General features: G+C 70.6%; 14 protein-coding genes. 6 read left to right on the top strand and 8 right to left on the bottom strand.

The features are described from left to right. Positions 1-135 precede the first annotated feature (135 nt). The 5 genes from AC4BGB_RS07985 to AC4BGB_RS07965 form a co-directional block, all read right to left on the bottom strand. Positions 136-471 (bottom strand): hypothetical protein, encoded by a 336-nt coding sequence (locus tag AC4BGB_RS07985; protein ID WP_490546245.1) that lies wholly within the window; start codon positions 469-471, stop codon positions 136-138. After that, positions 468-845 (bottom strand): flagellar export chaperone FliS, encoded by a 378-nt coding sequence (gene fliS / locus AC4BGB_RS07980; protein WP_490546244.1) that lies wholly within the window; start codon positions 843-845, stop codon positions 468-470. Before fliS ends, AC4BGB_RS07985 begins: the two co-directional genes overlap by 4 nt. Before the next feature lie 29 nt (positions 846-874). After that, the gene (gene fliD, locus AC4BGB_RS07975; RefSeq protein WP_490546243.1) at positions 875-2,197 is read right to left on the bottom strand and encodes a flagellar filament capping protein FliD; all 1,323 of its coding nucleotides are present in this window, start codon (positions 2,195-2,197) and stop codon (positions 875-877) included. Between the two features lie 114 nt (positions 2,198-2,311). After that, positions 2,312-3,109: a flagellin N-terminal helical domain-containing protein gene (locus AC4BGB_RS07970; RefSeq protein ID WP_490546242.1), complete on the bottom strand. Its 798-nt coding sequence runs from the start codon at positions 3,107-3,109 to the stop codon at positions 2,312-2,314. A 112-nt stretch (positions 3,110-3,221) separates the two neighbouring features. Next, positions 3,222-4,085: a sigma-70 family RNA polymerase sigma factor gene (locus AC4BGB_RS07965; RefSeq protein ID WP_490546241.1), complete on the bottom strand. Its 864-nt coding sequence runs from the start codon at positions 4,083-4,085 to the stop codon at positions 3,222-3,224. Between the two features lie 289 nt (positions 4,086-4,374). On the opposite strand from AC4BGB_RS07965, the gene AC4BGB_RS07960 reads away from it, so the two are divergent. The 5 genes from AC4BGB_RS07960 to csrA are packed head-to-tail and all read left to right on the top strand — an operon-like array spanning position 4,375 to position 7,886. Further along, the gene (locus tag AC4BGB_RS07960; protein ID WP_490546240.1) at positions 4,375-4,851 is read left to right on the top strand and encodes a flagellar protein FlgN; all 477 of its coding nucleotides are present in this window, start codon (positions 4,375-4,377) and stop codon (positions 4,849-4,851) included. Between the two features lie 2 nt (positions 4,852-4,853). Next, a complete protein-coding gene (gene flgK, locus AC4BGB_RS07955; RefSeq protein ID WP_490546239.1) occupies positions 4,854-6,248 on the top strand; it encodes a flagellar hook-associated protein FlgK in 1,395 nt (464 codons plus the stop codon). Continuing rightward, entirely contained in the window at positions 6,248-7,138 is an 891-nt protein-coding gene (flgL, locus tag AC4BGB_RS07950; RefSeq protein ID WP_490546238.1) for a flagellar hook-associated protein FlgL, read from the top strand. Before flgK ends, flgL begins: the two co-directional genes overlap by 1 nt. Then, positions 7,135-7,602: a flagellar assembly protein FliW gene (gene fliW / locus AC4BGB_RS07945; RefSeq protein ID WP_490546237.1), complete on the top strand. Its 468-nt coding sequence runs from the start codon at positions 7,135-7,137 to the stop codon at positions 7,600-7,602. The genes flgL and fliW overlap by 4 nt, the downstream gene beginning before the upstream one ends. A 44-nt stretch (positions 7,603-7,646) precedes the next feature. Further along, positions 7,647-7,886, top strand: a complete 240-nt coding sequence (csrA, locus tag AC4BGB_RS07940) for a carbon storage regulator CsrA (protein ID WP_490546236.1) — start codon at positions 7,647-7,649, stop codon at positions 7,884-7,886. A gap of 28 nt (positions 7,887-7,914) precedes the next feature. Here csrA and AC4BGB_RS07935 read toward each other — a convergent pair whose 3' ends face one another. After that, on the bottom strand, positions 7,915-8,586 hold the full coding sequence (locus AC4BGB_RS07935) for a LuxR C-terminal-related transcriptional regulator (protein ID WP_490546235.1): 672 nt from the start codon (positions 8,584-8,586) through the stop codon (positions 7,915-7,917). A gap of 178 nt (positions 8,587-8,764) precedes the next feature. Between AC4BGB_RS07935 and AC4BGB_RS07930 the strand changes: the two genes are divergently transcribed. Further along, positions 8,765-9,451 carry an iron-dependent transcriptional repressor DtxR gene (locus tag AC4BGB_RS07930; protein WP_490546234.1) on the top strand — a complete coding sequence of 229 codons (687 nt, stop codon included), beginning with the start codon at positions 8,765-8,767 and terminating at the stop codon, positions 9,449-9,451. On the opposite strand, the gene AC4BGB_RS07925 is transcribed toward AC4BGB_RS07930, so the two are convergent. Both AC4BGB_RS07925 and AC4BGB_RS07920 read right to left on the bottom strand, forming a co-directional pair. Next, the gene (locus tag AC4BGB_RS07925; protein ID WP_490546233.1) at positions 9,389-10,264 is read right to left on the bottom strand and encodes an NAD-dependent protein deacetylase; all 876 of its coding nucleotides are present in this window, start codon (positions 10,262-10,264) and stop codon (positions 9,389-9,391) included. The genes AC4BGB_RS07930 and AC4BGB_RS07925 overlap by 63 nt on opposite strands. Next, positions 10,257-10,529 carry a DUF2277 domain-containing protein gene (locus tag AC4BGB_RS07920; RefSeq protein WP_490546232.1) on the bottom strand — a complete coding sequence of 91 codons (273 nt, stop codon included), beginning with the start codon at positions 10,527-10,529 and terminating at the stop codon, positions 10,257-10,259. The genes AC4BGB_RS07925 and AC4BGB_RS07920 overlap by 8 nt, the downstream gene beginning before the upstream one ends. Between the last annotated feature and the right edge of the window lie 448 nt (positions 10,530-10,977).

The following is a 10,977-nucleotide window of genomic DNA, read 5'->3' as shown; positions in this document are numbered from 1 at the left end:
GATGGCGATGGGGCGCCGGTCCTTCGGCAGTGGCGAGCAATCCGTGCTCGCTGGTTCTTTCGGCCGGACTAGGCCGGGGTTAAGGAGAAAATCCGATATTGGGGCCAAATGTCCCTAATATCGCGGATTTGCCACTCAGCCGGTCACGTTGACGTAGCGCGGCGCCGCGTCGTTCGGATCCGCGAGGGTCTCCACGTAGGTGCGGTGCAGCGTGGTGCTCCGCATCGCGCGGAGCACGCGCTCCAGCATCGCCGTCTGCCGGCGGTGGATCTCCATCGCTCGCGGGAGCAGGTGCGGCGGCATCGGGCCGGAGGGGGACGGCGCGACCCAGTCCGGGTGCTCCATCGGCTTCATCGCCTTGAGCAGCCGCTCGACCCTGATCACCTCGAGGTCGAGGCGGTCGAGCTCGACCTCCCACTCCAGGGCCACGTCGTGGCGCTCGTCGCGTGCCATCGCGCTCATCGTGCTCACGCCGTCCTGGCCAGCGAGAGCGCTGCCTGGCGCCAGGTCTCCGCGACCTGGACGACGATCTGCTCGCACTGCGCGGTCACCTCGGCGTCGCGGCGGATGTTGGCCACGACGAGCTGCTGGTAGAGGTAGTCGTAGAGCGCCGCGAGCTCGACGCCGCCCTTGAACCCGGCAGGGTCGAGGCTGGTGCGCAGCTCGCTGACGATCGCCTGCGCGTGCAGGAGCTGGTCGTGGGCGGCCTGGTGGTTCTGTGCGACCTGGGCGGTGTGCGCGCGCTGCACGTCGAGCACCAGCCGGTCGCAGAGCATCAGCAGGAGCCTGCTGGGGTCTGCCGTCGCCACCGATGCATCCATGTATGCGGCGCGTGCGTTGGTCATCATCATCATCTTCGTGCCCTCCTTGGCTTCTACGATGATCCGGTCATGGAGCTGATCTGTCCCGCGAGCCAGCTGGACTGGCTGGTCATCTGGCTCAGCGCCGTCTCCAGGGCGGTGAACTGACGGGTCAGGGTGGTGCGCCGCAGCTCCAGGCGGGTGTCCCAGTTGTCGATGCTGTCGTTGAGCCGCCCGATCGCGGAGTTGCGGCCGGTGATCGCGGTCGTGATGGTGCCGGTGTACTTGTCGCTCGCCTTCTCCGCGATGGTCGCGATCCGGGCCGCGAACCCGTCACCGGAGTCACGGGTGAACGCGCCGGCGACCCGTGCGGGGTCAGCGGCGTACGCCGTGGCGAACTTGGTGGCGTCGAGGACGAGCTTGCCGTAGCGGTCGGTCTGCAGGCCGATCTCGGCCATCGAGGTCCCGTCGCCGGGGTAGACCGAGTTGAGCAGCTGGGTCCGCAGCTCCCGCAGGCCGGTGTCGCCGGCGAGCGGCGCGGTGGTCTTGCTCGTGGGGTTGTACGCCGTCAGCGAGTCGATCTGGGTCAGGATCGCGTTCACCCCGTCGACCAGCGACTTGACGTTGTCCTTGACCTTGTTGCTGTCCCGCGCCACGGACACCTCGACGGAGGTGCCGACGGCGGCGCTGGAGACGGTGAGGTCCACGCCCGGGACGACTCCGGTGAAGGTGTTGGTGGGGGAGTGGATCGTGTCGGCGCCCATGGTGATGGCGGCGTCGCGGCCGGCGGTGACGCTCGCCCCGCCGAGCAGGTCCGAGCCGTCGGCGTTGGTCAGGGTGAAGCCTGCGGCGGCGCCGGTCCTGCTGGCGCTGACGACCAGGCGGAAGCTGCCGTCGTCGAGCTTGACCTTGGCGGCGGTGACGCCGGTGCCGGAGCCGTTGAGGGCGTTGACCAGGCCGTCCAGGGTGCCGTCGCCGGTCTCGAGGCTCTGGGTGACTCCACCGGAGGTGAGCTGGACTGTCGTGCCACCGGAGACGACCGTGGTGCTCGCGGCGGACGTGGTCGCGAAGGTCAGCCGGTGGGCTGCGGCCGTCGCGTCGACGGTGAAGGCGAAGCTGCCGACCGCCGTGCCCCCGGTGGTGCTCACGGCCACGCCGGTGCTCGAGGAGGTGGCGGTGAGGGCGTTCCACCCGGTGCCGGCGGCCAGGTCCTTGGCCTGCGTCATCAGGGCGGCGACCTTGGTGTTGATCGACTGGAGCTGGGCGACCTTGCTCTGCTCCGCCGTCAGGGTGGTCCGGAGCCGGGTCTGGGGGGCGGACTCCAGCTGCATCAGCTGGTCGATGATCGTGGCGGTGTCGAGCCCGCTCGAGAGTCCGCTGATCGATGCGGTGGCCATCTGACGTCCCCTCCCTGGCTGGTCGTTGCTTTTAGGTGGAACAGCTCCGGCGAGGGGGTCTCGCCCCCTCGCCGGAGCTGCTGGTACTGCCTGTGCTGATCAGACGGTGGTCGATCAGCGGAGCAGGCTGAGCACGCTCTGCGGGGCCTGGTTGGCCTGAGCGAGCATCGCGGTGCCGGCCTGCGACAGGATCTGGGAGCGGGTGAAGTTCACCATCTCCGAGGCCATGTCGGTGTCGCGGATCCGGCTCTCCGAGGCGGACAGGTTCTCGATCGCAACGTTCACGTTGTTGATCGTGTGCTCGAACCGGTTCTGCACAGCACCCAGGGCGGCACGCTGTGTGGAGACCTCGGTGACGGCCGCCTTCAGCGTGTTGCTGTCGGTGATGTCGATCGCAGCCATCGCGGTGGCCGTCGAGAAGTCGGCCAGGGCGGTGGCGGAGATCTCGATCGTGTCCCCGCTGTCGTAGCCGACCTGGAACGCCAGCGCGCCGCCGGAGAAGAGCTCCACCCCGTTGAACTTGGTGTTGTCCTTGATCCGGCCGATCTCGGTGCTGAGTGCGTCGAACTCCGCCGAGAGGGCGGCCTGCGACTCGGTGTTCTGCGTGCCGTTCGCGTACTGGACGGACAGGTCGTTCATCCGCTGCAGCATCGAGTGGACCTCGGTGAGGGCACCTTCAGCGGTCTGCGCGACGGAGATACCGTCCTGGGCGTTCCGCACGCCCACCTTGAGCCCGCCGACCTGCGAGCGCAGGCCCTCGGAGATCGCGAGGCCGGCGGCGTCGTCGGCAGCGCGGTTGATGCGGAATCCGCTGGACAGCTTCTCCAGCGACTTGGACATCTGGCCCTGCGTCACCGACAGGTTGCGGTAGCTGTTGAAGGCGTCGATGTTCTGGTTGATGCGAAGACTCATGATGGTTTCCTTCCTGGATGTTGAGTCGTGGTGCCGGTCCCCGTCCTTGGGTTCCGTGGCTGTCTCATCGGCGTGGCCGCCGACCTCCTGAGATGTTTTTACAGAAGTTTTCTCACGCGGTCTCGTCGAGCGAGACCGGGTGTGCGTGGGCCCCGATCGCGAGGCTGCCGCCGGCGGCGTGCCGGGCGGCGACCGCGGAGTAGTAGCTCTCGCGGCGGCGAGCTGCGCAGCCCGTCGCCCGGCCGGTCTCGGCGACCTGCTCGGGCGCGAGGGCGCGTTCCATCGCCCCGCGGAGCAGGACGAGCGCCTCGGCGCGGATCTGGGAGACGCGGGACTCGCTCACCCCGAGCTCGGCGGCGATCTCGGCCATCGGGCGCTCGACGAGGAAGTACTGCTCCACCACGGTGCGCAGCCGCTCCGGCAGCTCGGCGACGGCCTCGACCATGTAGGTGAGCTGTTCGCGGTTCTCCACGACCTGCTCGGGGGTCTCGCCGGCCGTGGGCAGCAGGTGCTCGAGGTCGGACTGCTCGGAGCCCTGGATCGAGAGGACCTGGGCCCGCGCGATGTCGTCCTGGTTGCGGGCGATCTCATCGGCGGTCAGGCCGACGGCGGCGGCGACCTCCTGGGCGCTCGGCATCCGGCCCAGGGACGTGGCGAGGTGGGTACGGGTCTCGTCGAGGGTGCGGGCCCGGCGGCGTACCGAGCGGGAGGCCCAGTCGACGCTGCGCAGCTCGTCGAGCACGGCGCCGCGGATCCGGGTGGTGGCGTAGCTGGCGAAGGGAACGCCCCGGCTGGCGTCGTACGCACGCTGGGCCTGGACCAGCGCCATCATGCCGGCGGAGGTGAGGTCGTCGCGGTTGACGTGGCCCGGCACCCGGCCCATGGTCTCGCGCACCACGTGGGCGACGAGGGGCAGATGCGCGGTGATCATCTCGTCGGCCGACGAGACGGCGGGGGACTGGAGTGCGTTGGTCACGAGACGTACCTTCTTGCGCTCTATGTCCCTTCTGGTGGGTTTCTTGGGATAAATCGGGCGAGTCGCGAGATTCGGGACGTATGTCCCTAGTAGGCATAGCTAGGTGGGACTACTCGGGGTTCCGCGGCGGCCAGCGAAACAGGTCCACCTTGTAGACCAGCTCGTGCCGATCGCGCCGGAATTTCTTGCTCGTTCTGCTCACGCCGGGCCGCTCGCCGCCGATGAGAGGGACATCGCCGTCCTGGGGCCGACCTGGGGAAGTGCGCACCGGACGAGGAGAAGAGGACCAGTGGACAAGCTGTCGCAGATCCTGTGGCGCGAGCGTGAGCTCCTCGACTCGTTGCTGTTCAAGCTCGAGATGGAGCAGCTGGTGCTCGCGAGCGGTCGTACGCGCTGGCTGTCCCGGGCCGCCAAGGAGGTCGCCCTGGTGCTGGAGATGCTGCGGGAGACCGAGATCCTGCGGGCGGTCGCGGCCGACGAGGCCGCCGACTCGATCGGGCTGTCCAGCAACCCGAGCCTGCGCGCCCTCGCGGAGGCGGTCGACGAGCCGTGGCGCTCGATCCTGCTCGACCACAAGGACTCCTTCGAGAAGGTCAGCCGCGAGATCACGGCGATGGCCGAGACCAACCGCGACCTGCTCACCACCGGCCTGCGCTCCGCGCGCGAGGCGCTGCTGAGCCTCGAGCGCGTCGCCCAGGGCTACTCGCCCGACGGAGCGGCCGTGATGACCGAGACCGTCCCGCGACTGGTCGACAGGAGCCTGTAGCGGTGTCCGGCGGTTTCTCCTCCCTCAACACGGCCCTGTCGGCGCTGCGGTACAACCGCGTGGCCATGGACGTCGCGGGCGGCAACATCGCCAACGTCTCCACCGAGGGATACGCCCGGCGCCGCGTGGAGGCGGCTGCCATCGGAGGGCCGACCCAGCCGGCCATGTGGTCGCGCTACGACGGTGCCGGTGACGGCGTGCAGGTCTCCGGGGTGACCCGGATGACCGACGAGCTGCTCAACGTGCGCGGTCGCCGTGAGCACGGGAACCAGGCCTACCTCGACGTCCGCACGGCCAGCCTCGAGCGGATCGAGGACGGCCTCGGCGAGCCCGGCGACGCGGGGATCGCCGCCTCGCTGGCCGAGCTGCGCGACGCCTGGTCCGAGCTCGCCAAGAGCCCGACCAGCGAGTCCGCCCGGGCACAGGTCCTCTCCAGCGCACGCAACGTCCTCGACGCCATCCGGGTCCAGGCGCGCCACGTCGAGACCGAGGCCGGGGACCAGCGGGTCCGCCTGCTCGGCGACGTGAGCGAGGCCAACACCGTGGCTCGGGGCCTCGCCGACACCAACCGGGCGATCGCGGCCGGCACCATGAACGGCTCCGACGTGGGCGTGCTGCTCGACAAGCGCGACCAGCTCACCATGCGGCTCGCGGAGCTCACCGGCGCCAAGGCCACCGTGCGGGCCGACGGCGGCGCGGACGTGACGGTCAACGGCGTACCCCTCGTGACCGGCAGCCGGGCAGGCAGCCTCACCGTCGCCGGCGGAGTCACGCCGACGGGGGACAGCGACGGTGCCCCGGTCTCCTTCGCCGTCGTGGACGCGTCCGGCACCACGGCGGTCCCGGCCGGGATCGGCGGCGAGCTCGGCGGCCTCACCGACCTGCTGACCACCACCCTGCCCGGCTACCTGACCGGGCTCTCCGCCGTGGCCAAGGACCTGGCCGACGGCATCAACACCCGCCACCAGGCGGGGTACGACGCTGCCGGCGACCCGGGCCTCGCGGTGTTCTCCTACGACCCGGCCGACGTCCTCGGCACCCTCGCGGTGAGCCTCACCGACCCCCGGCTCGTGGCCGCCTCCTCGGTCCCCGGGGGCGGCACCGACACCGGGAACGCTGACCTGCTCGCCACCGCACCCGGGGTGGAGGGGGCTTACCAGCGGCTCGTCAACGGGCTCGGCACCGAGGTGATCGAGACACGGCGGCGTGCCGCCAACCAGCAGGTCCTGACCGGCCAGGTCGACAGCGCACGGGAGCAGCTCGCCGGCGTCGACCTCGATGAGGAGATGGTGAACATGATCGCGGCCCAGCGGGCCTACGAGGCGGCCGCCCGGGTGATGACCACGGTCGACTCCGTGCTCGACACCTTGATCAACCGGACCGGGTTGCTGCGCTGATGGCCATCACTCGCGTCACCCAGAGCATGCTGACCCGCAACTCGCTGGAGTCGCTGCAGGCCAACATGTCCCGGATGGGCCGGCTCCAGGAGCAGCTGTCCACCGGCCGTGTGCTGAACCGGCCCTCGGACTCGCCGAGCGGGACCACCACGGCGATGCGGCTGCGCGACGACCTCGCGGCGGCCCGCCAGTACCAGCGCAACGCCCAGGACGGCGCCGCCTGGCTGGGGACCATCGACCACACGATGACCTCGGTGACCGACCAGACCCGGGAGGCGCGCAACCTCGCGCTCCAGGGCGCCAATGCGGGCGCCGTGGGCCAGTCCGCTCGCGATGCCCTCGCCACGACGGTCGACGAGCTGCGCAAGAATCTGTTGGCCGCGGCCAACACCACCTACCTCGGTCGCCCGGTCTTCGGTGGCATCACCGCCGGCGACAAGGCGTACGACGCCTCCGGCACCTTCGTGGGCACGCCCGGCGCCGTCAACCGGACCATCGCCGACGGGGTGCAGGTCCGGGTCGACACCGATGCCGACGCCGTGTTCGGCCCGGCCGGCGACAACGTCTTCGACCACCTCACCGCGCTCTCGACCGCGCTGCGAGACGGCGACCAGGCCGGCATCCAGGCAGGCATCACCAACCTCAACGCCGACCTCGACCGGTTGAACACGGCCCACGCCGGGGTCGGCACGCGCGCCAAGCAGGTCGATGCCGCCACCCAGACCTCCGCGGACCTCGAGCTGCGCCTGAGGAGCTCGCTCTCCGAGGTCGAGAACGCCGACCTTCCCAAGGTCATGGTGGAGCTGCAGCTGCAGGAGACCGCCTACCAGGCCGCCCTCGCGGCCACGGCCCGCGTGATGCAGCCGAGCCTCCTGGACTTCTTGCGATGACCATCGACTACGCGCCCCCGGTCACTGACAAGGTCACCGACCTCGACAGGACCGCCCACTCACCAGGGAGTCACATGTCCGACGTACCGCTGATCGAGCTCGTGCAGCCGATGCCGGGCTTCCCCGCCCTGCGCCGCTTCGCGCTGGTGCAGCTCGACGACGACGGGCTGCTCTGCGCCCTCCGCTCGATCGAGGAGCCCGAGCTGCGCTTCCTGGTGATGCCGCCGGCGGCCTTCTTCCCCGACTACGTGCCCGAGGTCGACGAGGACACGGTCCGTGAGCTCGGCATCGCCGGCCCGGAGGACGTCCTCGTGCTGGTGGTGGTCAACGCCGGCGCCTCGCTGTCCGACTCGACCGCCAACCTCGCGGCACCCCTGCTGGTGAACACCTCGACCAGGCGGGCCCAGCAGGTCGTCCTCGACGATCCCGCCCTCTCGCTGACCACGCCGCTGAGCGCCGCTTGAGCCACGTGCCTGCCGTGGAGTCCTTCGGCAGGTAGCGTGGGCGCATGCTGGTTGTGAGCCGTCGCGTAGGTGAGAGCGTCGCCATCGGAGACGATGTCGTCGTCACCGTCCTCGAGGTGCGCGGCGACGTGGTGCGCGTGGGGATCGCCGCCCCACGGTCGGTGGCGGTGCACCGCGCCGAGCTGCTGGCGCAGTTGGAGAGCACCAACCAGGACGCCGCCTCACCCAGCGACGAGACGGTGGAGTCGCTCAGCGAGGCGATCCGCCGCCAGCGCGGTCTCTGACCCGCTTTTCACGCAGGGCCGGTGCCGCTCAGCTGCCCGTGTGCGGACCCACGCCGAGCCGTGCCGCCAGCAGGGCGGCCTGCGTACGGCGCTGCACCCCGAGCTTGGCGAGCAGCCGGGTGACGTGGTTGCGCACGGTCTTCTCGACCAGGTAGAGCCGGTCGGCGATCTGCTGGTTGGTCAGCCCCTCGCCGATCAGGGCCAGGATCTTGTGCTCCTGGGGCGTGAGCAGCTGCAACGCGTCCGCCGCGTCTGAGGCCTCCGGTGCGCGCTGCCGGCGGGTCGCCAGGCGTACGGCGACGGCCGGGTCGATCAGGGTGCGGCCCTCGGCGATGGCGCAGACCGCCGCCGTGAGCTGCTCGGCGTGGAGGTTCGTGAACAGGTACCCGTCGGCACCTCCCCGCAGGGCTGCGTCCAGCAGCTCGTCCTTGTCGGCGCGGCTCAGCACCAGCACGCGCATCGGCGGGTGCCGCTCCTTGAGCTCGGGCAGCTGTTCGAGCAGGGACACCCCGTCCTCGCGGATACCCACCACGGCCACGTGCGGGCGGGCGGCCGCCACCAGGGAGATCGCCTGCTCCGGGCTCCCGGTCTCGCCGACGACGTGCAGGGCCTCGCTGTCGGAGAGCACCGAACGGACCCCGAGACGGAAGATCTCGTTCTCGTCGAGGAGGAAGACTCGATGGGGCCCCGATGAGTGCACGCTCAGTTGTATCCGCAAAGGGGGACGGCGCGGAACAAAACGCGGGAATTGGCGCCTCAGGGCGCGCCTGGCGTCCACGTGCTGAGAGCGCCGGGCCCGGGTCGCGCTCGCGCCGCCCGGCGTCCGCGGCAGCGAGGTGGGCACCCGCTCGTCATGCGAACAGTGCCAGAATGAGTGGGTGAGCGATCTGATCGACACCACCGAGATGTACCTCCGCACGATCTACGAGCTCGTCGAGGAGGGCATCGTGCCCCTGCGCGCCCGGATCGCCGAGCGGCTGCACCAGAGCGGGCCCACGGTGAGCCAGACGGTCGCCCGGATGGAGCGCGACGGCCTCTTGACCGTCGAGGGTGACCGGCACCTCCAGCTGACCGAGAAGGGCAACGGCCTCGCCACCCGGGTGATGCGCAAGCACCGCCTCGCGGAGCGCCTGCTGACCGACGTGATCGGCCTGGACTGGGAGCTGGTCCACGAGGAGGCGTGCCGCTGGGAGCACGTGATGAGCGAGACCGTCGAGCGCCGCCTGCTCGAGCTGCTCGACCACCCCACGGAGTCGCCCTACGGCAACCCGATCCCCGGGCTGGCCGAGCTGGGCCAGAGCGGCGAGGGCGAGCACTTCCGCGACGGGGTCGAACCGTTGAGCTCCGTGGTCGGCCCGGAGTCGCGGCGGGTGCGGGTACGCCGGATCAGCGAGGAGATGCAGAAGGACGAGGTGCTGATGGGCGCCCTGCGCCGTGCGGGCGCGATCCCGGGCGCCGTGATCGCCGCTGTCTCCACCCCCGAGGGCGTGCTGCTGGGCAGCTCAGGCGAGACGACCGAGATCGTGACCGAGGCGGCCGAGCACATCTTCGTGACGCCCTCCTGAGGGCTCTGCGTCGCCGGCACTGAGCGACCAGGCGGTGAGCCACTCGCTGCAGCCGGCCTCGATCTTCACGGTGGCCAGCGGGTCCCCGCGGGTCGGGCCGCGGTTCACGATCACGACGGGAAGGCCGGCCTTGGCGGCGTACCGCACGAAGCGGAGGCCGGACATCACCGTCAGCGACGAGCCCGCGACCAGCAGGGCATCGGCCGACTCGAGAGCGGTGTAGCAGCGCTGGACCCGGTCCTTGGGCACGTTCTCGCCGAAGAAGACCACGTGGGGCTTGAGCCGGCCGCCGCAGCCCGAGCAGCCGGGGACGACGAACGCGTGCGTGTCGTCGAGCTCGACGTCTCCGTCCGGTCGGGACAGGACCTCTGAGTGCCGCTGCAGCCAGCCGGGGTTGGCCTCGCTCAGCAGTCGCTGCATCGCCGTACGGTGCGTGCGGCCGCGGCAGTCCAGGCAGACGACCTCGCTGATCCGGCCGTGCAGGGCGACCATCCGCTGGCTGCCGGCGCGTTCGTGGAGGCCGTCGACGTTCTGGGTGATCAGGAAGGACACGCGTCCGGCGGCCTCGAGCCGGGCCAGCGCGCGGTGGCCCTCGTTGGGCTCGGCCTCGCCCATCCGGGACCAGCCGACGTGGGCGCGGGCCCAGTAGCGGCGCTGGTTGTCCGGGGTGGCGACGAAATCCTGGTAGGTCATCGGCATCCGCACCGGCGCCCCCGGGCCCCGGTAGTCGGGGATGCCCGAGTCGGTGGAGAGACCGGCGCCGGTGAGCACGACGACGCGCCCGCCGAGCAGCGTGCCGACCGGATCAGCCACGCGCGTAGCGCACCTCGGCCCGAGCGCGGGCCTTGGCCGCCTCCTCCTCGCGGTTCTTCGGCGGCGCACTGGTGCTCAGGCTCTCCAGCAGCCGCCGCGTCGCCGCCTCGACCTCCGCGACAGCGTGGTCGAACGCATGCTGGTTGGCCTGCGACGGCTTGGTGGACCCACTGATCTTCCGGACGTACTGCACCGCAGCAGCGTGCACCTCGTCCCGCGTCGCCGGCGGCTCGAAGTTGTGCAGGGTGCGGATGTTGCGGCACATAATTCGAGTCTAGGCGCCCCCTCCCGACCGGTCGAGCAGTTCCGCGGCGCCCAAGGTGGTCGAGCAGCGAGCGTCAGCGAGCGGACAGTCGAGACCCCGCCGGGTGAGCGGGAAAGCAGACGTACGCCGGGGCGCGCGACCACTAGGTGGTCGAGCAGCGAGCGAAGCGAGCGGCTAGTCGAGACCACGTTGGTGAGCGGGGAAGCAGACGTACGCCGGTGCACGCGACCACTAGGTGGTCGAGCAGCGAGCGGAGCGAGCGGATAGTCGAGACCACGTCAGGTGAGCCAAGAGCCAGACGTACGCCGAGGGCGGGGGTACGCCCCGTAGGGCGCGACCCCCATGGTGGTCTCGACTGTCCGCTCGTCTCGGCTGTCCGTTCACTGGCGCTCGCTGCTCGACCACCTTGTGGTCGTACCCGTCGTACGTGCGAGTGCGGGCCCTCGTG

The organism is Nocardioides sp. Z30_9 (assembly GCF_058215735.1).
Note: the sequence above shows the minus strand (reverse complement) of the source record. Positions and strands in the feature narration are given on the sequence as shown.

What these genes read in the sequence shown, in the direction of transcription:
- AC4BGB_RS07970 (WP_490546242.1), bottom strand. Translation starts at nt 3,109, where the DNA reads ATGAGTCTTCGCATCAACCAGAACATCGACGCCTTCAACAGCTACCGC.
- fliS (WP_490546244.1), bottom strand. Translation starts at nt 845, where the DNA reads ATGACCAACGCACGCGCCGCATACATGGATGCATCGGTGGCGACGGCA.
- fliW (WP_490546237.1), top strand. Translation starts at nt 7,135, where the DNA reads ATGACCATCGACTACGCGCCCCCGGTCACTGACAAGGTCACCGACCTC.
- csrA (WP_490546236.1), top strand. Translation starts at nt 7,647, where the DNA reads ATGCTGGTTGTGAGCCGTCGCGTAGGTGAGAGCGTCGCCATCGGAGAC.
- flgL (WP_490546238.1), top strand. Translation starts at nt 6,248, where the DNA reads ATGGCCATCACTCGCGTCACCCAGAGCATGCTGACCCGCAACTCGCTG.
- fliD (WP_490546243.1), bottom strand. Translation starts at nt 2,197, where the DNA reads ATGGCCACCGCATCGATCAGCGGACTCTCGAGCGGGCTCGACACCGCC.
- AC4BGB_RS07920 (WP_490546232.1), bottom strand. Translation starts at nt 10,529, where the DNA reads ATGTGCCGCAACATCCGCACCCTGCACAACTTCGAGCCGCCGGCGACG.